21 protein-coding genes, 5 tRNA genes, 1 rRNA gene and 1 pseudogene are annotated in these 20759 nt (G+C 48.1%); 26 read left to right on the top strand and 2 right to left on the bottom strand.

The window, feature by feature from the left end; translation table 11 throughout:
* The 6 genes from DW965_RS11890 to DW965_RS11865 form a co-directional block, all read left to right on the top strand.
* A 23S ribosomal RNA gene (locus DW965_RS11890) occupies nucleotides 1-123 on the top strand; the annotation flags it as partial.
* A gap of 83 nt (nucleotides 124-206) precedes the next feature.
* Nucleotides 207-278 (top strand) — tRNA-Asn (locus DW965_RS11885).
* Between the two features lie 54 nt (nucleotides 279-332).
* A tRNA-Glu gene (locus DW965_RS11880) sits at nucleotides 333-404 on the top strand.
* A 26-nt stretch (nucleotides 405-430) separates the two neighbouring features.
* Nucleotides 431-503: transfer RNA gene (locus tag DW965_RS11875), tRNA-Thr, on the top strand.
* A 4-nt stretch (nucleotides 504-507) separates the two neighbouring features.
* Nucleotides 508-581: transfer RNA gene (locus DW965_RS11870), tRNA-Ile, on the top strand.
* Between the two features lie 34 nt (nucleotides 582-615).
* Nucleotides 616-689 (top strand) — tRNA-Asp (locus DW965_RS11865).
* A 120-nt stretch (nucleotides 690-809) separates the two neighbouring features.
* Here the strand turns inward: DW965_RS11865 and DW965_RS11860 are convergent.
* Nucleotides 810-1426, bottom strand: a pseudogene (locus DW965_RS11860) (flavodoxin family protein).
* Between the two features lie 159 nt (nucleotides 1427-1585).
* Here DW965_RS11860 and DW965_RS11855 point away from each other — a divergent pair.
* Nucleotides 1586-4918, top strand: a complete 3333-nt coding sequence (locus tag DW965_RS11855) for an alpha-L-rhamnosidase (protein WP_158582843.1) — start codon at nucleotides 1586-1588, stop codon at nucleotides 4916-4918.
* Between the two features lie 104 nt (nucleotides 4919-5022).
* Here DW965_RS11855 and DW965_RS11850 read toward each other — a convergent pair whose 3' ends face one another.
* A complete protein-coding gene (locus tag DW965_RS11850) occupies nucleotides 5023-5397 on the bottom strand; it encodes a metal-dependent transcriptional regulator (protein ID WP_055221737.1) in 375 nt (124 codons plus the stop codon).
* Nucleotides 5398-5648: 251 nt separating this feature from the next.
* On the opposite strand from DW965_RS11850, the gene DW965_RS11845 reads away from it, so the two are divergent.
* From DW965_RS11845 to DW965_RS11755, 19 genes are all read left to right on the top strand, one after another.
* Nucleotides 5649-6137 (top strand): serine hydrolase domain-containing protein, encoded by a 489-nt coding sequence (locus tag DW965_RS11845; RefSeq protein WP_119198418.1) that lies wholly within the window; start codon nucleotides 5649-5651, stop codon nucleotides 6135-6137.
* Between the two features lie 114 nt (nucleotides 6138-6251).
* Nucleotides 6252-6773 (top strand): DUF5720 family protein, encoded by a 522-nt coding sequence (locus DW965_RS11840; RefSeq protein ID WP_119198417.1) that lies wholly within the window; start codon nucleotides 6252-6254, stop codon nucleotides 6771-6773.
* 29 nt (nucleotides 6774-6802) lie between these two features.
* On the top strand, nucleotides 6803-7675 hold the full coding sequence (locus DW965_RS11835) for a DUF6017 domain-containing protein (protein WP_117514327.1): 873 nt from the start codon (nucleotides 6803-6805) through the stop codon (nucleotides 7673-7675).
* A 157-nt stretch (nucleotides 7676-7832) separates the two neighbouring features.
* Nucleotides 7833-8732 carry a DUF3991 domain-containing protein gene (locus DW965_RS11830; RefSeq protein WP_243036626.1) on the top strand — a complete coding sequence of 300 codons (900 nt, stop codon included), beginning with the start codon at nucleotides 7833-7835 and terminating at the stop codon, nucleotides 8730-8732.
* A gap of 13 nt (nucleotides 8733-8745) precedes the next feature.
* The gene (locus DW965_RS11825) at nucleotides 8746-8970 is read left to right on the top strand and encodes a hypothetical protein (RefSeq protein ID WP_118688578.1); all 225 of its coding nucleotides are present in this window, start codon (nucleotides 8746-8748) and stop codon (nucleotides 8968-8970) included.
* 32 nt (nucleotides 8971-9002) lie between these two features.
* Nucleotides 9003-9284 (top strand): helix-turn-helix domain-containing protein, encoded by a 282-nt coding sequence (locus tag DW965_RS11820; protein WP_117514321.1) that lies wholly within the window; start codon nucleotides 9003-9005, stop codon nucleotides 9282-9284.
* Between the two features lie 3 nt (nucleotides 9285-9287).
* On the top strand, nucleotides 9288-10058 hold the full coding sequence (locus tag DW965_RS11815) for a DUF6674 family protein (protein WP_117514319.1): 771 nt from the start codon (nucleotides 9288-9290) through the stop codon (nucleotides 10056-10058).
* A gap of 31 nt (nucleotides 10059-10089) precedes the next feature.
* Nucleotides 10090-10992 carry a hypothetical protein gene (locus DW965_RS11810; RefSeq protein WP_118688577.1) on the top strand — a complete coding sequence of 301 codons (903 nt, stop codon included), beginning with the start codon at nucleotides 10090-10092 and terminating at the stop codon, nucleotides 10990-10992.
* 126 nt (nucleotides 10993-11118) lie between these two features.
* Nucleotides 11119-13047: an LPD1 domain-containing protein gene (locus DW965_RS11805; RefSeq protein WP_243036627.1), complete on the top strand. Its 1929-nt coding sequence runs from the start codon at nucleotides 11119-11121 to the stop codon at nucleotides 13045-13047.
* An 18-nt stretch (nucleotides 13048-13065) separates the two neighbouring features.
* The gene (locus tag DW965_RS11800) at nucleotides 13066-13896 is read left to right on the top strand and encodes a hypothetical protein (protein WP_119198415.1); all 831 of its coding nucleotides are present in this window, start codon (nucleotides 13066-13068) and stop codon (nucleotides 13894-13896) included.
* Nucleotides 13893-14309 carry a DUF3846 domain-containing protein gene (locus tag DW965_RS11795; protein WP_064786913.1) on the top strand — a complete coding sequence of 139 codons (417 nt, stop codon included), beginning with the start codon at nucleotides 13893-13895 and terminating at the stop codon, nucleotides 14307-14309. The genes DW965_RS11800 and DW965_RS11795 overlap by 4 nt, the downstream gene beginning before the upstream one ends.
* Nucleotides 14310-14326: 17 nt before the next feature.
* The gene (locus DW965_RS11790; RefSeq protein ID WP_118174139.1) at nucleotides 14327-15142 is read left to right on the top strand and encodes a hypothetical protein; all 816 of its coding nucleotides are present in this window, start codon (nucleotides 14327-14329) and stop codon (nucleotides 15140-15142) included.
* A 51-nt stretch (nucleotides 15143-15193) separates the two neighbouring features.
* Nucleotides 15194-15664, top strand: a complete 471-nt coding sequence (locus DW965_RS11785) for a PcfB family protein (protein WP_067536884.1) — start codon at nucleotides 15194-15196, stop codon at nucleotides 15662-15664.
* The gene (locus DW965_RS22170) at nucleotides 15661-18654 is read left to right on the top strand and encodes a DUF4368 domain-containing protein (protein WP_119198414.1); all 2994 of its coding nucleotides are present in this window, start codon (nucleotides 15661-15663) and stop codon (nucleotides 18652-18654) included. Before DW965_RS11785 ends, DW965_RS22170 begins: the two co-directional genes overlap by 4 nt.
* A complete protein-coding gene (locus DW965_RS11775) occupies nucleotides 18651-18995 on the top strand; it encodes a TnpV protein (RefSeq protein WP_118717891.1) in 345 nt (114 codons plus the stop codon). The genes DW965_RS22170 and DW965_RS11775 overlap by 4 nt, the downstream gene beginning before the upstream one ends.
* A 145-nt stretch (nucleotides 18996-19140) precedes the next feature.
* The gene (locus DW965_RS11770) at nucleotides 19141-19512 is read left to right on the top strand and encodes a PadR family transcriptional regulator (protein WP_242998616.1); all 372 of its coding nucleotides are present in this window, start codon (nucleotides 19141-19143) and stop codon (nucleotides 19510-19512) included.
* Nucleotides 19509-19967 (top strand): HAAS signaling domain-containing protein, encoded by a 459-nt coding sequence (locus DW965_RS11765; RefSeq protein WP_118717890.1) that lies wholly within the window; start codon nucleotides 19509-19511, stop codon nucleotides 19965-19967. The genes DW965_RS11770 and DW965_RS11765 overlap by 4 nt, the downstream gene beginning before the upstream one ends.
* Before the next feature lie 2 nt (nucleotides 19968-19969).
* Nucleotides 19970-20410, top strand: coding sequence for a DUF6591 domain-containing protein (locus DW965_RS11760; protein WP_117805433.1), 441 nt, complete (start codon nucleotides 19970-19972; stop codon nucleotides 20408-20410).
* 78 nt (nucleotides 20411-20488) lie between these two features.
* On the top strand, nucleotides 20489-20719 hold the full coding sequence (locus DW965_RS11755) for a hypothetical protein (RefSeq protein ID WP_118717889.1): 231 nt from the start codon (nucleotides 20489-20491) through the stop codon (nucleotides 20717-20719).
* The last annotated feature ends 40 nt before the right edge of the window (nucleotides 20720-20759 follow it).

Here is a 20759-nt window from a genome sequence, read left to right as displayed (position 1 = left end):
AAGATGAGATATCCCATTCGAAAGAAGTAAGACCCCTTGAAGACGACGAGGTAGATAGGGCAGGGGTGGAAGTGCCGTAAGGCATGGAGCTGACTGTTACTAATCGGTCGAGGGCTTGACCTGAATGGTTGTGTTCACAAAAATGGAATGATAGATGTATAGTGTATGCGGTTTTGAAGGTATATCAGATATCTTCAATTGAATAATCCTCGATAGCTCAATGGTAGAGCATTCGGCTGTTAACCGAAGGGTTGTTGGTTCGAGCCCAACTCGGGGAGTGAATGCGACCTGTAAGAAACTCTTACAGGTCAGTTCTTTCAAAAAGTAAATATGGCTCCGTGGTCAAGCGGTTAAGACATCGCCCTTTCACGGCGGTAACACGGGTTCGATTCCCGTCGGAGTCACTGAATATAAAATATTTGTTATGTATGCCGATGTGGCTCAATTGGCAGAGCAGCTGATTTGTAATCAGCAGGTTATCGGTTCGAGTCCGATCATCGGCTCTTTGGACCTTTAGCTCAGTTGGTTAGAGCAACCGGCTCATAACCGGTCGGTCCCGGGTTCGAGTCCCTGAAGGTCCACTTTAGTTCCATATTTTATATTCTGTATATGTCTGGCCCGGTGGCTCAGCTGGTTAGAGCGCCGCCCTGTCACGGCGGAGGTCGTCGGTTCGATCCCGATCCGGGTCGCTTTAAAAAGTCTGCGGAAGCAGGCTTTTTTCGTGTATAAAATTTCTTCCAGCTATAAAAGATGCCGTATTTCAGACATAGAAAAAAGTCTGAAAGACGGCATCTTGCTTAACAGATAAATTAACGGATAAAGTTTGTGCCGACGCGCGGTTCCTTTTCCGGAAGACCAAAGGATTCTTTTCCGAGCTGGATGCTCTTCATCAGAAAACTCATATTCCGTGCAAGGGTACGCATGATCTGCAGGCCTCGAGATCTTGCTGTGCCTCGTCCGCATTATTTCCATGGATACTGTTCCAATACTGGCCGGAAGCAACCGGCATGCCGGAGATGGTGAAGTATTTGTTCAGCTCATCAAAGGTAGCGGAAAGACCGCCGCGGCGTGCAGAGACAACCGAAGCGCCGACTTTCATGGTCTTGTCAAAGTGTGTGCTGTAGAACAGCCGGTCAAGAAAAGCAATAAGTGTTGCATTTGCAGATGCATAATAAACCGGACTTCCGACAACAAGGCCGTCAGCCTCTTCAAATTTCGGAGCAACCTCATTTACCATATCGGAAAAAGCACATTTTCCGAGCTTGGAACAGGCACCGCAGGCAACACAGCCGCGGATATCTTTATTTCCGATATGTACGATTTCCGCCTCAATACCATTTTCTGTAAAGACTTTTTCCATTTCGTGCAGGGCAGTATAAGTGCTGCCTTTTGCGTGAGGACTTCCGTTGATTAATAATACTTTCATTTGATGGTACCTCTCTTTCGTAATTTTCTTTATTATAACACCGGAAAAGATGCAAATAAAGACGCTTTTTTGGGCAAAAACTGATCTTAACAGAAATAGCTGCTGGACGGTATAATACAATCAGCAAAGAAGGCAAAACTTGCAATGGGAGGTTACCAAATGAAGATAGAGAGAATTCTGATTGAAGATCAGATGGCACCGATCGGGCTGGATGAGAAAAAACCGGCATTTTCCTGGCTGCTGACGGCAGAAGAAGGAGAACAGAATCTGATGCAGAGCGCATGCCGGATCGTTGTGCGCACCGGAGAAGATACTGTGTGGGACAGCGGAAAAATGGAAACCGGCGTATCAACAGGGATTGGTTATGAAGGAGAAGCACTGCAGCCCTGTACCAAATATGAGGTAAAAGCAGAGGTGTGGGATAACCACGGCGGAAAAGCAGAAGCAGAAAGTTCCTTCGAGACAGGCCTTATGGATTCTTTGTATGCAGCATGGGAGGGAGCTGAGTGGATCGGCGCACCGCATGCGACGGTATGCGCGGAAAACCGCGGTGTTTTTACGATCGAGAGTGAATTTTGGATGGAAGGCGGGAAGGGAGAAGCGGGTATCGTCTTTGGAGCCAATGACTTCCGTCTGAACGATCATACGAAAAATGAGCTTGGCATGGAAGGGGAGAACTATATCCGTTATGCTGTGTGCCTTGAGGATGGAGATGCACGCCTCGAAATTTACCGCGTGGGCTATGCGCCGGAGGATACAGCGGAAAAACCGTTTGCCGTTACGAAACTGGTCAACTGGAAAGAGAAAACGCAGGAAATCCTGACACCAGAGAATGCCGATGCCTTTCATAAGCTGACCGTAGAGGTTGACGGCAATGTGGCATACGCCTATGTCGACGGCATTCTCGTGGATGCAATTGAAGAGCATGGATTTTTTGGAACGAAAGTATCAGGCCGCCAGCTGAATCCGAGAGGAAATAACGATGTGCTGCCGTATCCGAGACTGAATGAGATCGGATTTTATGCAGGAAAAGGGACGACAGGATATTTTAAGAATCTGACTGTAAGAAACGTAAGAAAACCATCCGCGGAAATTATTCGTGAGACGCCGGAAGGACGGCTGGATGGGGGAAAAAGTATCTTTGCGGATCAGATTCCGGTGGAAAACGGATACTTTAAAGTAGAAGACAGCCAGATTACGGCAGATCCGTCCCATCATTCAATTCCAATGCTGCGGTCGTGTATTTCCTGCCAGAAAGAGAAAAAACTGGCATCGGCACGCCTTTATATTACTGCGCGCGGTATCTACGACTGCCGGATCAACGGACAGGAGATCACGAAAGATCTGCTGCGTCCGGGTCTGACACAGTATGACCACAGAATGAACTATCAGACATACGATATCACAGGGCTGATGAAACCGGGCCGAAACGGAATCGGCGTGACGCTGGCATCGGGCTGGTGGAGCGAGGCACAGACCTTTGTGGTGAAGAACTTCAATTACTTTGGAGACAAGGAGAGTCTGCTTGCCAAGGTTGTCATGAAGTACGAGGACGGCAGCCGCGAGGTCTTTGGAACAAATACCGAGGATTGGAAGTATTTCGGAGAAGGTCCTTACCTGTTTTCCAGCTACTTTGCCGGAGAGCAGTACGATGCGCGCCGGGCAGAGGTTTACGAAACTTATTCTCTGCCGGAGTTTGATGACAGCACCTGGGAAAAGCCAGTTGTTGTGGATACCGTCATGATCGAAGAGTTCTGCACGATGCCGGGCTTTGGACGGTCCTGGCCGGCGGTTCATGAGCAGAAGCCGGAATATATCGGTGAGTACGATGCGCCAGTGCGGATTGTGGACCAGAGAACGGCAAAGACGAGAAAAGAGCTGTTCCCGGGTGTGTATCTCTACGATCTGGAACAGGAGATGGCTGGTGTACCGCGGATTACACTGCATGAGAAGGCGGGCACAAAGATCATCATCCGCTATGCGGAGGTGCTTTATCCGGATCTGCCGGAGTATGCCGGAAAAGAAGGCACGATGATGCTGGAAAATTACCGGGATGCGACGAGTACGGATGTTTATATCTGCCGCGGCGGGGAAGAGGTGTTCCAGCCGAAGTTTACCTTCCACGGCTACCGCTATATTGAGATCAGCGGTGTGGAGCATGCGCCGGAGCTGGAAGAAGTAGAGAGTCTTCAGTATTCTTCTGTGACGGAATTCCATGGAAGCCTTACGAGTAGCCATAAACTGCTGAACCGGTTTGCCGAGAATGTTTCCTGGTCACAGAAATGCAACTTTATCAACATTCCGACCGACTGCCCGCAGAGAAATGAGCGCATGGGCTGGGCGGGCGATACGCATATTTTCTGCCATACGGCGCTCAACAACAGCAGCCTGAAGAAATTCTATGAGCGGAACCTGCAGGCGATGTGTGATCTGCAGACACCGGAAGGCCAGTACCCGGAGATTGCACCGGTGGGCGGCGGATTCGGCGGCATTACGTATGAGTGTGCGAGTATTTTTATGGCGTGGGAACTGTATGAGCAGTATGGGGATATCCGCACACTGGAGAAATTTTATCCTGGCATGCAGAAATATATGGACTATATGAAGGATAAGGGTCTGCCGGGAACGAAGGTAAATCCGGCGATCGGACCGCTTGGCGACTGGCTGGCACCGGAAGAGACGGATCTGCTGCTTTTATGGAATGCATTCTATTATAAAGAAGCCGATCTGATGAGCCGGATTGCCGGTGCGCTCGGAAGAACAGAGGAGCAGCATCAGTATGAGGCGCTTGCTGCGAAGGTGAAGAAATTCTGGAATGAGACATTTGTACTTCCGGATTCCGGAAAGACCTGCAATGCGGACGGAACGCTGTGTGATACGCAGTGCTCGTATGCAATTGCACTGTCTTATGGTGTGGCAGAAGACAGAAAGAGAATAGGAGAGCATCTGATCCGAAAGACGAGAGCGATCGGCCATACGGTCGGAACGGGATTCTTTGGAACGGGTATTCTGAACCAGATGCTGACCGAGCAGGGCGCTGTGGAGGATGCCTGGAAGATGATGCTGCAGACGGCATTCCCGTCGTGGCTGTATCCGGTGACCCAGGGAGCGACGACGATCTGGGAGCACTGGGATTCCTACACGAAGGAAAAAGGCTTCGGCGGACAGAATGCGATGAACTCGTTCAATCATTATTCTCTCGGAAGCGTTCTTTCCTGGCTGTATCACACGGGACTTGGTATCCAGAGAGACGAGACAAAACCGGGTTATCAGCACATTCTGCTGAAACCGCAGCCGGGCCCGCTCGAGTTTATGAAAGGTTCCGTAGACAGCCCGTACGGCGTGATTTCTGCCGGATGGGAGCGGAAAGGTGACAAAATAGAGTATCAGGTTACGATTCCGGTCAATACAACGGCAACCCTGTTTAAAAACACGCAGGATCCGGCGGATACCGTGGAACTGGGAAGCGGAACGTATACTTTTATGCTGTAAAAAGAAAACCCGAAAGGCTCCGGCAAAGAAATGGGAGACTTTCGGGCGGAAAGAGAAACGCTGTCGGAGAGAAGAGAACTCCGGCAGCGTTTTCTTTGTCATGTTTATTTTTCGGCAGTCATGTGCAGATGACGTTTGATCGCTTCAAAGCTTTCCTGGCTGATGACATGCTCGATGCGGCAGGCATCTTCCGTGGCGGTCTGCTCATCAACACCAAGGCTCATCAGGCCGCGGGAGAGGAGCTGGTGGCGCTCATAGATCATCTCTGCGATCGCGCGTCCGCTGTCGGTCAGGTAGATGTAGCCTTCCGGCGTTACGCGGATCTGCTCTTTTTCTCTTAAGTTTTTCATGGCAACGCTGACACTTGATTTTTTAAAGCCAAGTTCTTCTGCAATATCAACACCGCGTACAACGGGTTTTTTCTGACTTAAGACTAAAATGGTTTCCAAATAATTTTCTGCGGATTCGTTCGTTTTCAGCAAGATGTTCACCTCGTTTTTCTAAATAGCTGAAGATTCATAAATATATATACATATAGAATAGCATATTTTTCGGAATAGGGCAATGATGGTTTTTGATGGTTTTTCTTAATTTCAGAAAAGTTGTAAGATTTCAGAAAAAAAAGACAATGAGGATAGAAGAAGAAAAGCAAGATAAAAGATGACAGGGGGCAAAAAGAGAGGTAAAATAGGAAAAAACAATGAAATTTAGATGGAGGTTAGGACATACCATGGAACAGGTGATAAAGAAAAGACTGCAGCAGGTGATGGATGCGTCCGTTGCAAAAGGAGAGACACCGGGCTGTCTTCTGATGGTGATCAAAGACGGAGAGGAGCAGGTTTATCTGGAGAGCGGATATGCGGATATCGAAGCAAAAAAGCCGGTTTCCCGCGATAATATTTTCCGCCTCTACTCCATGAGCAAGCCGATTACCGCGACGGCCATGATGATTCTGGTAGAGCGCGGAATCGTCGATCTGGCGGATCCGGTCAGCAAGTATCTGCCGGGCTTCCGGAACCCGGTTGTATGTACAGCGGATGGGAAGATAGAAAAAGCGGAGCGGGAGATCCTTCTGGAGGATATTATGAATATGACATCCGGGCTGACGTACGGCGGAACGGATGAGACGGGACGGCAGACCGATGCACTTTTTCAGGAGGTGATCCACGGACTTAAGGATGGAAAGGTAACATTGAGATACCAGCAAAATGTGGCATAACAGCGGCAAACTTGCTTTGTATATAAAATTTAATAGTGTATAAGCCAAAGGGCGTTTCACTTTTAAGGTGGACGCCCTTTTTTCATACCTATTTTCAAGAGAAAGGAGATCCCCATGGAATTAAACGAAATGGAAAAAAAGCTGCTCTTTCAGGTTGAGGGCGATTATCAGACAAAGATCCTGAATGAAATTTATATGACCGTGCGGTATTCAAATAATTCCGAACAGCGGGAGGCGGCAGAAGGTCTTATGGCAAAACTTCGTGTTCTGTCAAATGCAGAGTGCATGGACTTGGTAAAAGATATTCAGAAGAATTACCGTCTGCCCTATCCAGCCCGGACGATTGGAGAAAAGATCGCCGAGGTCAGACAACAATCAGGTGCAGAAAAATTGAAGGGGCATGACATCATGGCACTTGAACGTTTTGACCCGGAGGTAAGGCACATGATCATTTTTGATGTATTGTCTTACGATTCCCCTGTTGGCGACAAAGGCGATAAGATGCGCTTGTTCCTTACAGATGCCGGCTATCAGAAATTTTTAGAGAGCCAGGAACGGGGCGAAGTGAAACTGAAAAACCATGCGAAGGTCTCTGGCGGTCATCTCCATTATGACCACAGGGATCATGCCTTGTAACGGAATAGTCGAAGAAAGGAGGCGATACAATGGCAGTATTCCGTGTAGAGAAAACAAAGGACTTTACGATAATGAGCAATCACCATCTGCGCAATACGGAGTTGTCCTTAAAGGCAAAGGGGCTTTTATCACTTATGTTGTCGCTGCCGGAAGATTGGGATTATACCACGAAAGGACTCGCCCATATCTGCAAGGACGGTGTGGATTCTATCACTACTGCCCTGAAGGAACTGGAGCGGCATGGTTATCTCACCAGGCAGCGCCTCCGCTATGATAACGGGCAGTTGGGAGACATTGAATATACGATCCATGAGCAGCCTGTAAGCACCGAAAACACAGGGCTTTCACCTAAACGGGAAAATCCAAGACAGGTAAAACCTGAACAGGCAAAACCTAAACAGGCGGAACCTGAACAGGCAAATCCGGTACAATTAAATACTAATCCATTAAAAACAAAAAAATCAAAAAAAGATAAATCAATAACTTATCCATCAATCTATCCGGCAGAGCCGGAAGCGGCAAGCCGCACGGATGGGATGGATCGGATAGAGCTGATAGAAGCCTATCGTGAAATCATCAAAGAAAATATCGAATATGACTTACTGGTCTTACGGTATGGCAGGGAACGTCTGGACGAAACCCTTGAACTTATGCTTGAAGTGATTTTGTCGAAACGCCCTTACATACGCATCGCCGGAGATGATTTTCCGCGGGAGATCGTCAAGAGCCGGTTCCTGAAGATCAATTCCGGTCACTTAGAGTATGTCTTTGACTGTATCGACAAGAACACGACGAAGGTCGGAAATATCAAAGCATATCTGCTGGCGGCGCTGTATAATGCCCCGGCTACAATGGACAGCTATTACCGTGCCGAGGTCAATCACGATCTGTACGGCTGTTAGGCACCTTTGGGTGTCTTTTTTCATTCCATCACAGGAAGGAGGCAAAGCACGATGAAAAGAATCACTGTGCCGGTACAATGCCCGGCGTAACCAAAGAACAGATTCAGGCAGCGCGGGAAGCTGATCTGTTTACTTACCTGCAGTTCCATGAACCGGTGTGCTGAAACGGGATGGACCTAATTTCCGGCATAAGGAACATGACAGTCTGGTATATGTGACCGGGAAAAGGTACTGGTACTGGAACAGCCGTGGACGGAGTATCAATGCGCTGGACTACCTGATCCAGATTCGGGGATATGGTCTTGTGGATGCGGTTCATGCTCTGGTAGGTGGCGAAATCCGACATACACCGGCTTACCGAAGTACGGCAGAAATACAGGTATCAAAAGAACCGGAAAAGAAAGCATTCTCTCTCCCCTGGGCCAGACGTTGCGCGACCGCTGCGGTCTCCTATTTGCAGAAACGGGGAATCAGCTCAGAAGTCATTCGCCAGTGTTTACAAGCCGGGATTTTTTACGAAGCCCGGTATCATGGAGAACCGGTTTGTGTATTTGTAGGGAAAGATGATTCCGGGAAAGCGAAGTTCGCCTGTATGCGCAGTATCGGCGGCAATCTCAAAAAGGATGTCTATGGCAGCGACAAAGGATATAACTTTTGTTATCCCCCGCAAAGTCCGGGTAGCCGGCATGTGGCAGTCTTTGAAGCTCCTATTGATGCGCTTTCCCATGCAACGCTTCAAGAGCTGGAGGGATGGAAATGGAATGGTTACCGCTTGTCTTTGGGAGGTACTTCCCATGTGGCGCTGACTTCTTTTCTGGAACGCCACCCGGAGATCCGGCGTGTTACCCTTTATATGGACCACGATCTTGCCGGATTTGTCAATGCCCGGAAAATCAAGACCATGCTCCACGAGGATAAACGTTTCCGTCATATCCGGGTAAGTGTCAACCCTCCCCGGATGGGAAAAGATTACAATGAAAAATTGCTGGAGGTTCGGGAACAACTGCAAACCAGCCAGCACCAACGCCGCCCAAAAGAGGCGGCTGTTTCAATTTAGGGAGGATTTCAACATGAATGGATCTCAACAGATCTGCTTTACAGACAGCGCCGGAAAAGCGCTGTTTTCTATTCCTGACAATGGTTTACTTTGCCTGTTCTATGGAAACGGGGACAGGCATTTTGCTGTTTGCCATCGTCTGGATGACACCCATGCAGAAATTAACGGGGTAAATTATTCGATGCCGGACTTTGCCAAAAGGATGAAACACAACCAGATCGGCTTTGCCCCGGCATAGGGCTGGAAAACAAATAACAGGAGGATTTGAAAATGAAAAAAATTGAAAATACCGCTTTGCAGATGATTGCCGAGGCTTCCCGGTGTCCAGACTACGGCCCCGATATGGTTAAATCGCTGATGAAAAAGCTGGACATGAACGAAAAGGGCTTTGCGCTTTTGATGAATGTTGCCCCATCCACAGTGCGTCTTTGGACCAGCGGAGCTGCACAGCCCTGCGGCACAGCAAAACGCCTCATGCAGATTTATGAAACCGGTCCGGAGATTGTTGGCAAGATTGCCAGAGGGCAGCTACCGGCAGATGGGAGGGATTGATGAATGACGGAGACAGATAGCCAGCCGATTGCGGAAAATGAGCAGGTCAAAGAGCTGCTTGCTCTCCTAAAAGACAACAATACACCGGGATATGAAGAATTTGCCAAGCTAATCGAGCATGTGACCGGGATGGAGCAGCGTCTTTTGGAGGCAACCGAGGAACTAAAGGCAGTGCGTCAGGAAATGCAGGGATTACAGAACCATTCCCTGAAAGATACTCTCCAAAAGAGCTGTAAAGCTATGGAGATGAATATTTCCGTTATGCGTCACCGTCTTTCCGAACTCAAAGGCCAGATCATAAACGGGTGCAGGAATATCCTTGCCGATTTCAGGGAACGAGGTACTGTTGCTTTGAATGGGATCACACAGTTTTTACATGTCAGACCGGTGTTGGAGTCCATTCAAAGTGCAGCAGAAAAAAGTATGCAGGCCAACAACAGGGCTGTTGCCAGAATTGACGCTTTCAGTACGGAATATCACGAAATGGAGCGGCATCTCAAAAATATGGGCCGTGCTATTCAAGGAAAACCTGCGGAGACAGACGCAAAAGAAAATGGAAAGATTGCCAGGGTGTTCAAAGGTGCTTTCAAAGTGGAGGGCGCTCTTATATCCTCCATTAACCGTAATGCGGAGTGGGCACTTAATACCCTTGCCCGGTTGGAACAGACTGCGGAAAGGCGCCCTTCTGTTTTGGAAGCAATGCGGGAACAGGCAGCAAAAACGGAACCGGCAAAAAAGCAGCCGGCATCTTCCCATGATAAGGAAAGCCGGTAATTGTCAGGTTCACATGAAAGGAGGAATTTGATTGAATCAGGAACCACTACCGCAGATTCATTTGATCCGTGATACAGACTTATCCGTCTTTGCGTATGAGCTTCATATTTTTGCCGGAGATTTTCTTAGGGAATGCGAATTTAATATGCGTTCTCTGGCGACAAATACCGGGGCTGATTCCATTGCCATCATGGGGAAAAATCACATGTGGCTTTCCGACGCCTTGTTTGCTTATTGTTCTACGGCAGACCTTCATCAAATGATCTTAACAACGGAGTTTATCGGAGCGAGGGCTTTCCTGTTTCATACGGATCGCAGAGAGGGCGGTCACTTGTACGGAGATGTCCTGATGATGGATTTAGACACGCTGCAGCAGGATATAAAAAGAAATATCCTCTATCCTTGCAGCGTCAATATCGAACGCAAAGATGGTTCAGCGGCTACGGTCAGCCTGAAAGAATGGACTGAAATGGAGCTTTACGAAAAAGATGCTCTGAAAAGTTGGGGATTTTCTTATGCCCCAAATCAAGTTACGGAATGGCAGTACCACTATTCCACGATGTTCAGACAGTGGATGGATATGGCATTTTGTTATATGCCCCAGGATTTAGAAGAACGCCTGAATATGCAATATATGGAGGCAGCCCAGAACCCGGATATGGATAAGTACCGCATACCACAGGGAACGGCAAAACAGATGCTTCTTTATGACGAAGCCCCTGTGTATCGCCTTCTTCCATCCGGTTCGGAGAAAATTGCGCCCATTGCGGCAGTCTCTACGGACCTGTGGTATGAAAATTACCGGGAGTTTGCCATTGCACCGGAGGATTTAGGCGCTCTGGACAAACTGATCCGCAGGGAAACTGACCGGCTCACAGGAAACCTCCCACAACTTCTCAAAAACGAAGAACGCCGCCCTGCCCCGGAGCGATAAGAATTCTACACAGACTGGAGGTGATGAAGATTGGCAAGAGTGCATGAAGATTTTGGCGAAAAGATCGGCGGTGCGAAAAAAGACCTGTGGAAAGACCGCGGGCTGTATGCGGATGATCTGGAAGCCATGAATGAGCGCGAAGCCGAAAAATTTGTGAAAAAGGATAATGTCTGGAAAAAGCCGGACTATGCAGCCATGCTGGAGGAAGGGATTCCTCTTGGCGTGGTCTATTTTATCAAAAAAGCGAGGGACGGCTTAAACGCTTCCCCTCAGTATTACCGCACGGATGACACCCCGGAAAAACGGACCGCGAGACAAAAGGAATATATAAAAACAGTCCGGGAATTGCAGACAGTGCTTTCAGATGTCCGTACTGTGGAGGATGCCATAAGAGCCTATGACCGCTTTTTCGCTGACAATGGATACTTAGAAAAGGTACAGGGCTGGGGAAGCGGAATCCATTACCGGGCAACGAAAAAGGGACAGGACAATCCCGTGATCACAAACAAATTGTCCAATACCATGCTGATCCGCTCGGCTGAATATTTTGAGCGCAACTTTGCTCAGAAAGCAAAAAAGGAACAGTTTTGTGTTTCCAAAGAGCAGAAAATACCGAAAGGTTATGCGATCCACTTCAACGACGGGAAACAGACCTATTCTAAAAATGGGGACTGGAAACCCGGTACCTACTATGTGACAAAAGGCTATTCGATCCTGCGGACCAATTTTGAGACCAAAGAAGCTGCCCTGAAATGGGTGCAGGAACTTGCCAAAGGCAGGAACAAAAACGGAAAGATCCGTTTTGTCCCTCCACAGCTTGCCCATGTCAAACGTACCGGACCGGATTATCGGAATGGCGTGGAGATCACCGGACAGCATTATCTTGATACCTTTGGGTTCCGCGGCGGTGAGTTTGGAAACTGGATGAACCAGAACGACCGGCAGACCTCCCTTAACATGGGATTTGAAGCACTAAAGGATCTGGCGTCAGCCCTTAAGATCAGCGATAAAGATATTGCTTATCAGGGAACACTTGCTATCGCTTTTGGTGCAAGAGGCAGTGGCAATGCTGCAGCTCATTATGAACCTTTGCGTACAGTCATCAATCTTACAAAAATGCACGGGGCCGGTTCCCTGGCACATGAATGGTGGCATGGACTTGACGATTATCTTGGTACAAAGATGGGAGCAAAAGGGATGCTGTCAGAACAGCTCCACCTCTATGCGCCGTTCCAAAAACTCATTGACACCATGAAATATAAACCGGAAACACCGGAACAGGCAGCAAAGCGCACGGAAGCACAAACAGAACGCACCCGGAAAAATGCGGCAGGCTGGCTGGATTCCTCGGTTCTTGCCTCCCTGAAACGGTATGGCAATGAGGAACAGATGGAAACCTACGCAGTCTTGCGGGAAGCATTTTTGTCCGGCGAACCCGGCTCTGTGGAACAGATCAGCGCATTTAAGAAGAATGTTACCGGCCGGGTAATTCCCAAAAGTGAACGGGAACGGCTGGAAATTTTTGAGCGTATGCTTTCCGGGATGCAGGCGCAGGAAGCTCCGCAGATTGGACGGACGGAAACTGATTTTTACCGTAATTCGGTACGCATGGGAAAAGAATGTGAAAAAGACGGCGGTTATTGGGACAGCAATGTGGAAATGACAGCCAGAGCCTTTGCCTGTTATATCAAGGACAAACTGCCCTACACATCGGATTATCTGGCAGGCCATGCCGACTGTGCCCTTACCCTGGTTTCCGGTAAAGACGGAGAAATGGAGGTATTGAACGCCTTCCCTGTGGGGGAAGAACGCCGTGCGATCAACGCTGTTTTTGACGAGATCATTCAGGATTTGAAACGGGAACAGCTATTGACCCATGCCGATGTAACGCTTCCCCTCTCTGTTTCTGAACTTCGTGAGGCAGCGGACGGCCAGCTATCCATGTTCGGCGTCGGCCGTCCTTCCGTGATGGATCAGCTTGCGGCAAACAGACCGGCAGATAAAAAATCACCGGCACAGACGGTTTCCAGAAAAAACCATGAGCCGGAAATATAGCAGGAGATGAACAGCATTTTGGAAGAAAACAGGGATTACCATGCCTACCGGTATGGCGACCACTTGACGCCGGGATCAGAGCTTAAAATTGAACACAGCGTAGTTTGTGAAAATGTGGATATTTCTACTCTGATCACAATGGGAACAGATAGCCTGGAAGCCATGCGCCAGGGAAGTATCGACGGGGAGCAGAAAGCCTATGAAATCGTGGTGACTGCCGCAAAACAGTGGGAACAGCAGGCAGCGGCAACACAGACGATCAACCGGGCTTTGGAATATCTTCGTACACCTGAGATTGAACATACCGGCAATCAGTGGAAAGACACCGATAACTGGAGGGCGGATCAGAAAATCAGCAACCGGGTCTATCAGATGACCTGCAGCATTTGGGAAGATACGAAATATGACAGGGAAACAAAACAGAGTATTCCGGTTGCCTGGTATGTGACATGGGAAGTCCGTATTCATTCCCCGAAGCAGGGATATGGAGAAAAGATTGCCGGACAAAACCAGAAACGATATACAGATAAGAATGCAGCCATAAAATACTTGGACGGGCGGAAGAAAGCCTATTCCCATTTATTCACGGAAATTTCCCCGCCAATTCCGAAAGAATATGAGCGTCATTTTATGGTTCACGGCACTCTCTTACCTGGTTATACGGTTGAGGGACTGGAACAGACCAAAACGGAACATGCCGCCGCCGAGGTTTCGGAGGGCGGTATTTTTACGCCCCAAAACCAGGAGAAGCCTTCCGTCCTGGGGAAGCTCTCTGTGGCAAAAACCCAGGAAAAAACGCCAGCCGCTCCCGGTATGGCAATGAAAAAGAAGGAGGATATACAGTTATGAAAGTGTTAATGGTAGAGCCGGGCAAGTCCCCTTATGCTGCGGAGATTGAAAGCGGTCTGAAATCTTTGCAGGCGGCAGTGGGTGGAGACATTCAGGCGGTCTATCCGTATGAGGACCCGGTGGCTCTGATCTGCAATGATGAAGGCAAGCTGATGGGACTGCCTCTGAACCGGGCTCTCTTTGATGATGACGGCCACGTTTATGATATTGTGTCCGGGAATTTTCTGATCGTTGGTCTTGGCGAGGAAGATTTTACAGACCTTTCCCCGGATCTGATGGAGAAATACGGGGAGCAGTTTAAGTACCCTGAAAAATTTGCAAGGATTGCCGGCGAGATTATTGCAGTCAAACAGCCTGCCACCAACGAACACAGGGAAAAACCGATGATGCACCATTCCGGCCCGGATTTGTAGAAAGAAAGGAGCCAATTATGTTAATGGCAGTAAATGAACCTTATGCCCTTATGGTGCAGCCGGACGATATTCTGATCTCTCCCCGTGAGGTAGATGAACATTTCGGGACGATGGTATGCTTCCATCCCCGCTATGCGCTGGGCGACCATCACAACTATATGGACAAAGATGACTTCCTGCGGGAAATGTATTTAGATACCGTAGGACATGATGAAGCCGGCATGAAACGCTATGAACGGATGGTAAACATTGTAAGCAGCCGTTTCCGGCATGGACCAAAGACAGAGGAACGGGCGATCGATGAAGCAATGCAGAAAGTAATTTCGGAAAAGTATCTGATGCTCCCCCTCTATCTCTACGACCACTCCGGTCTTGCCATGAGTACAGAAAGTTTCTCAGGCAGGGCTCCTCATGCAGAATGGGACAGCGGACAGGTCGGCTGGATCTATGTTTCCAAAGAAGATGCCCTAAGGGAATTTGACGCTGACAAGATGACCGGTGCTATCCGTCAGAAAGCAGACGCACTGATGCGCAGCGAAGTCGCTGCTTACGATTCCTATCTGCGTGGCGAATGTTATGGGTTTGAGCTTTATAAAAACGGGGAGCTGTCGGATAGCTGCTGGGGCTTTATGGGTAACTTTTCCGATGTGTTGAAAGATATGGCGGAATACCTCCCGGATGAGTGCAAAGGGATGGTCGATCATCTGGAGGAACAGGAACGCCCGGCTACGATCATCAAGACGCTTTTGAAACATGCTAAAATTCAGGTCGATCAGGCAGCAAAAGCCTTTGAACACGCTTCCCGACAGCAGGTTCTTGGGGAAAGCCGGTAAAAAGTTATTTCCATATTATAAATACCGATTTTATCAGAAAGGAGGATGCTCTTGCAGGAAGATCTCGAACAACGAACGGTTTCTGTTTCTATACAGGCAGCAAAACTGTCAGGGCGGGTACTGCGTGCGGCTATTGCTGCGGTACTCCAAAAGATGGAACAGGAACGCACAATGCCAAAAGTCGGGCGCAACAGCATGAAGCGGCTGACTTATAAAGACCCCGGAGCCAATACCATTGAAGTTTCAGGGCGAATCCGCTCTTTTGAACGGTATGCCAGAAAACATCAGGTACGCTACCATATAGAAAAGGAACTTGGGACCGATCCCCCAAAATGGACGGTATATTTCAAGGCAAACCAGGCGGATGCACTGACGGCAGCTTTTAAGGAATATACAAAGAAAGACCTTACACGCAGCAGCAGACCGTCGCTGCTTACACAGCTTCATAAGTTCAAAGAACTGGCACAGTCGCTTGGTCGTGACCGTGTAAAGAACAAAGAACACGGAGGACCGGAACGATGAAGATCGATGCAGAAACACTGAAAAAACAGGTCATTCTCCATCTTCCGTATCTTCTGTTTCTTCTGGTATTTGCCAAGCTGGGCGAGGCGGTGCGTCTGGCTCCTGGAGCAGACGCTTCCCAAAAGCTGTTAGGACTGTCTGAAGGCTTTGCCCTTGCGTTTCAGAATATGTGGCCGGGGGCGGCAATGGACTGGCTGATCGGTTTATGCGGTGCAGCCATTATGCGGCTGGCAGTCTATCTTAGAGGGAAAGACGCTAAGAAATACCGCAAAAATGTGGAATACGGTTCAGCCCGTTGGGGAAATAAAGCCGATATTGCCCCGTTTATGGACCCAAAGCCGGAAAACAATATCATTCTTACCCAAAGTGAAGGACTAATGTTAAACGGAAGGCCCAAAAATCCGGCCAATGCAAGAAATAAAAATGTACTGGTAGTCGGAGGATCAGGTTCGGGAAAAACGCGCTTTTTCATCAAGCCCAATCTGATGCAAATGCACAGTTCCTACGTCGTCACCGATCCGAAAGGTACAGTTCTTGTGGAATGCGGAAAGATGTTGCAGCGAGGCACGCCAAAGCTGGACAAGGACGGAAAGCCTGTGCGTAATGAAAAAGGAAAGATCATCTATGAGCCCTATAAAATACGGGTATTCAATACGATCAATTTTCAGAAAAGTATGCACTTTAACCCATTCGCCTACATTCACTCCGAGAAAGATATTTTGAAGATCGTCACGACTCTGATCGCCAATACCAAAGGCGAAGGAAAAGCCGGAGACGATTTCTGGGTCAAGGCAGAAACCCTGCTCTATACGGCACTGATCGGATATATCTATTATGAGGCTCCGGCAAACGAACAGAACTTTGCCACACTGGTAGAAATGCTGAACGCAATGGAAGTCCGTGAGGATGATGAGTCGTTCAAAAATGCCGTTGATCTTCTCTTTGACGCGCTGGAACAGAAAGACCCGGATCATTTTGCCCTGCGTCAATATAAGAAATATAAGCTCGCTGCCGGTGTTGTATGCTCTAAAAGACTTCTTAATCAAGCGGTTGGGAAGTCTCTTAGAACACACAACCTAAAACCGAAGAAAGGAGCGCAAGTTATGAGAAAAAATGAGAAAATCACAGCTCTGTACGAACGACTGAGCCGTGATGACTTTGGCAAAGATGATGACCAGCAGCGTGAGAGCAACTCTATTTCCAATCAAAAGGCTATGTTGGAGGAGTTCGCCGCACGGCAGGGCTTTACAAACATTGTCCATTTCACGGACGATGGCATTAGCGGCACTTGCTTTGACCGTCCCGGATTTCTGGCAATGATGAAAGAGGTTGAAGCCGGAAATGTGGAGTATCTGTGTATCAAGGACATGAGCCGCATGGGTCGTGACTATCTGAAAGTCGGTCAGATTATGGAAATCCTGCGTCAGCGTGGCGTTCGCCTTATCGCCATCAATGACGGTGTGGACAGTGCCAGAGGAGACGATGATTTTACCCCTTTCCGCAACATTATGAACGAGTATTACGCCAGAGACACCAGCCGTAAAATCCGTTCCACTTTCCAGTCAAAAGGCAAGTCCGGCAAGCACCTCACAGGCACGGTCATTTACGGCTATCTCTGGAACGAAGCCAGAGACCAATGGTTGGTTGACCCCGAAGCCGCAGAGGTGGTAAAGCGCATTTTTGCCATGACGATTGAGGGCTACGGTCCGTATCAGATCGCCAGCAAACTGAAAGAAGAAAAAGTCCTCATTCCGTCTGCTTACCTTGCCCAACACGGCGAGGGCGTGAACAAAAACAAGACTTTCAAAGATGTGTACGGCTGGGGTTCTTCCACCATCTGCAACATTCTTGAAAAGCGTGAGTATCTGGGACACACCATCAATTTCAAGACCCGAAAGCACTTCAAGGACAAGAAAAGCCATTATGTCCCGGAGGACGAATGGACAATTTTCGAGAATACCCATGAGCCTATCATTGACCAGCAGACCTTTGACCTTGTGCAGAAAATCCGTGGGAATGTCAGACGCTACCCGGACGGCTGGGGCGAAGCGGCTCCCCTCACAGGCTTGCTTTATTGTGCCGATTGCGGCGGCAAGATGTATGTCCACCGTACCAACAACGGCAAGCGTATTTCTCAATATACCTGTTCCCAATACAGCAAAGTCCCAGTTGGAAAGCTCTGCACGACACAGCACCGTATCAATGAAGATGTGGTACTGTCTCTTGTCTCTGAAATGCTGAAAGCCATTGCCGAGTATGCCAAGCATGACCGAGCCGAGTTTGTCCGTGTGGTGCAGGAAGCGCAGTCCAGCCAGCAGACGGCAGAGGTCAGGAAGCAGCGGACACGCCTTGCCACAGCAAAGCAGAGAGTTTCCGAGCTGGAAGTCCTGCTCTGCAAAATCTATGAGGACAACATTTTAGGCAAGCTGTCCGACAGCAGATACGCCACTCTGGACGCTCAATACGAAAAGGAACAGTCCGAGCTTACCGCTGAAATCTCTGTTCTGGAAAAGGCTGTCAAGAGCTATGAGAAGCACGAAAAGGACGCTGACCGTTTTATCGCTCTGATTGACAAGTACGAGAACTTCGACAAGCTGACCATTGCTATGCTCAACGAGTTTATCGAGAAAATCCTTGTGCATGAGCGTGACCGCAAAGGCAGTATACAGACCACACAGGAGGTCGAGATTTACTTCAATTTTGTCGGGCGATTTGTTCCCCCGGCGTTTGGAGAAGTGGAGCTGACCCCGGAAGAATTAGAGGAAATCCGCAAACGTGAGGAACGCAAGGACAGGCTTCATCAGAACTACTTGAAGCGGAAAGCCAGCGGAGCGCAGAAGCGATACGAGGACAAAATCAAGAAGCGGAAAAAGGCAGAAATCGAAGCCAAGAAAGCCGCCATTCGTGCGGAGGATATTGCAAAGGGCGTGTTCGTCCCGGTCAGCAGTTTACCGCAGAGAGAGCCGATGAAAGGAGTACAAACAGCATGAATATCACTTACACACAGAACGGCGATTATCTTATCCCGAACATCATTATCCGCAAGACCAAGCCCCTCGGGCACTACGGCAGACTCCGCAAAGCGTATCTGGAAATGCACCGTCCGATACTGTTCAATGAGCTGGTACTATCCGACAAGCTCTTTGAACATTGCACCGAGATTGACGAAGCGGCACGAAATCGCATGGAGCTGATCGTGCGGTCACTGGTAGAGCAAAACGGCGTGACCGAGCAACTGAAAGCCGAAAACCAAATGGAATGGGTGCGGCAGATGAACGCTTGCAAGGCACAGGCAGAGGAGATTGTGAAGTTTGAGCTGATTTATGACTGATACTGAGAGCGCCCGGACGAAAAATGTTCGGGCGCTCAAACGCTTGAACAAACTGTAACTTTTTCAAGGAGTCTATTGACTAAGGCACCGAGTATGAGTATAATTAGTTCTGCTACTTAGCAACGCTAATCAGCAGAACTAAAGTGTGGTGAAGATTATGGATAACAAATATGTGCAACAATTCAAAAAAGGCTCTCTTGAAATGATACTATTATCCTTAATCGGGCGCAAAGAGACCTATGGCTATGAAATAATCACAGAGTTAAATAGCAGTGCATCTGTCTTAGGATATGCAAAAGAGGGAACGATTTACCCTATTCTGTATCGCTTACAAGAAGCGGAACTAATTCAATGTCGTTTAGCACCAGCGGCTGCTAATGGCGGATCAAAAAAATATTACTCCCTTACTCTTAAAGGAAAGGAAGTTTTACAGGAATTGATTACGTTTTGGTCCAGCTATACGGATTGTGTAAATAGCTTTATCGCCACCTATCAACAAACGGAGGTCTCAGAATGAAGGAGCAATACATAAGGCAGGTTGAAAAGGAATTAAATTTATCACGCAAAGCCAAAACCGAGGTTGTGCGTGACTTGAATGAAATATTTAATTCTGCCGTGGAGCATGGAGAAACTGAACAACAGGTAATCGAAAGGCTTGGAACGCCGCAAGAATTTGCTAACAGCACAGCAGAACAGTTTGGAATTGATAATTCCGTCCCAAAGAAACGGAAATGGATCATTTCAAGTGTCATTTCCCTTGTGGTAGCTATTGTTGCTTTTTTAATTTATGCTACTGCAAAGTCTGGTAAAGTGCCGGAAGGAGCAATCGGGCAAGCAGACGCAATGACAAACATTCAGGTTAATGGTGATTTTATTTTTGATGCTTCTCAAATTATTTTATTGGTTGGCATAATCGCTTTTGTATTTGCCACAATTCAGATTATCAGAGCTGTCCACAACAATAGGAGGTAACTATGAAAAGATTTATTCCGGGAATTGCAATTTTGCTTATATTGTCATTGACTGCTTGCTCCGCCCCAAAAACACCACCCAAAGACACAGGAGACGCAAGCAATTCGCAATCTGAAGGTATTATTAGGCTTGATGAGGGAGAATGGCCAGTCAATGAATATACTGAGGGACTTCCCGTTCCAACTGGCACAGTTGCATGGGCTATGCTTGATACAGAACACGGAAATTTCAGTATCAGTATTGCAGGTATAGACGAAAACGACTATGATAACTACATGGAACTTTTGATACAAGAGGGCTTTTCAGTAGTTGAGAATGTGTCAGAGAAAATCAAAGGAGAAAACTATGTTTCTGTCGGGACACTCCTATCAAATGGAGAAAAAGGTTTAAGTATCAGCTATATACCTGATAATTTAACAATTTATGTTTCATTTGAAAAATGAGAGCGTGCAATAAACAGCGAAGCAAAATCCCTTTAGGAACTAAAGGGCGCACTTCTATACTCTCCTATCGGGAGTATCGTGCGTCCTGCGGAGCTTCATTCCCGGTCAGCAGAAGAAAACTGCTCGACCGAGAATGTTGCGTCACTTCGTTCCGTCAAGGTGGCTACACCCCCTTGCGCCGCTAAAGCGGCTATCCCCTGTGGACTTGCCGTCCGCAAACAGCATAAAATGCTGTTCGCCGCCAGCAAGTTTGAAAAACTGAATACCGAAAAACTGACCGTTGACTGGTCGCACTATGCGAAAAGTTGACGGTCTTTTTTTATCCCCAAAATCAAAAAAGGAGGTCAAT

Source organism: Blautia sp. AM47-4, from assembly GCF_003479865.1.
Lineage (GTDB): Bacteria > Bacillota > Clostridia > Lachnospirales > Lachnospiraceae > Fusicatenibacter > Fusicatenibacter saccharivorans.
Note: the sequence above shows the minus strand (reverse complement) of the source record. Positions and strands in the feature narration are given on the sequence as shown.